The sequence below is a fragment of the Mesorhizobium sp. M1A.F.Ca.IN.020.06.1.1 genome (assembly GCF_004023265.1).
In the GTDB taxonomy this organism is placed as follows: Bacteria; Pseudomonadota; Alphaproteobacteria; order Rhizobiales; family Rhizobiaceae; genus Mesorhizobium.
Genome location: NZ_RZSR01001246.1, coordinates 1 through 1,401, shown reverse-complemented (window position 1 = coordinate 1,401; position 1,401 = coordinate 1). Strand labels below are relative to the sequence as shown.

The 1,401-nt window shown below is 62.5% G+C and carries 1 protein-coding gene; it reads right to left on the bottom strand.

From position 1 onward, the window contains the following. Nucleotides 1–84: 84 nt before the first annotated feature. The coding region (locus EOA60_RS32925) for an aspartate aminotransferase family protein (protein ID WP_164899771.1) at nt 85–1,401 on the bottom strand (1,317 nt) is incomplete at its 5' end.

Genomic DNA, 1,401 nt, shown 5'->3' with positions numbered 1-1,401 from the left:
CGTCTATATCGGAAAACGAAAGTGATGGAAAGGGACAGCCGGCCAAAGAAATTCACCTTCTCGCAAAGGCAAACCGGTCTGCAATCAGTTCGTTGCCTCAATGGTAAGCCGGCGCGCAATCTCTGTGACGACATCGAAGGCCGCATCAATATCGCCGGCCGTGGTCTCGAACTGTCCTGCCTGAAAGCGGATCGCCACCCGACCATCGACGCGCGTCTGCGTCAAATAGATGCGTCCGTCCGTGTTGATGGCATCGACGAGACGCAAATTGTGCTCGTCTGGATCGGCACCCTGAGGGGCGCGATGGCGGAACGAGAACAGTGACAACATCGGCTCGGTGACGAGCTCGAAATCCGCTTCCCCGGCCAGGCGTGCGGCAAGTCCCTCGCTCCAGGCTACATGGTTTCGGATCATCTTGCGCAATCCTTCCAGTCCGTGGGCGCGCAGCAGGAACCAGAGTTTCAGCGCACGGAATCGGCGGCCAAGCGGCACCGACCATTCCGAATAGTTGATGACGCCGTCATGACCTCTGGTCTTGAGATAGTCCGGCTTGATGGCCAGCGTGCGCACAAGGTCTTCCGGTTGGCAGACGAACTGGATCGAGCAGTCGAATTGCGCGCCGAGCCACTTGTGCGGATTGAAGACGATGGAATCGGCGCTCTCGACACCGGCCCAGAAATGCCGGTACTCCGGGCAGATCATCGCCGACCCGGCCCAGGCCGCATCGACGTGCAGGTAAAGGCCGTGCCGCTTCGCCACGGCCGCTACGGCAGCGATGTCGTCGGTGCCGCCGGTGCTGGTGCCGCCGACGCAGGCGACAATGCCCGCCGGCAGCAGGCCGGCCTCGCGATCGGCGATAATTGCCGCCTCGAGCGCCGCCGTATCCATCGCGCGAAAACGACCGGTTACCGGGATACGGATGAGATTCTCCTCGCCGATGCCGGCGACCCAGATCGCTCGGTCGATCGAGGTGTGAACCTGGTTGGAGCAATAGACACGCAGCTTCGCCTGGCCGGCGAGACCTTGTCTGTTTCCCTGCCAGTCAAGCGCCCGCTCGCGCATGGTGAGCACCGCGGCAAGCGTCGCCGACGAAGCCGAATCCTGAATGACACCGGAGAATCCTTCGGGCAGGCCCAGCGCCTGGCGCATCCAGTCGACGATACGCGTCTCGAGCTCTGTCGCGGCCGGCGAGGTCTGCCACAGCATGCACTGCGCGGCCATCGCCGAGACGAGGTACTCGGCCACCACCGAGACCGGAGCCGCGTTGGCCGGGAAATAGGCGAAGAAGCGCGGATGCTGCCAATGCGTCATCCCGGGCACGATCTTCGTTTCGAAATCGGCGAAGATTTTTTCCATCGGCTCGGCCGTCTCGGGCGGCGACTCTTCGATGCTCCTGAATAT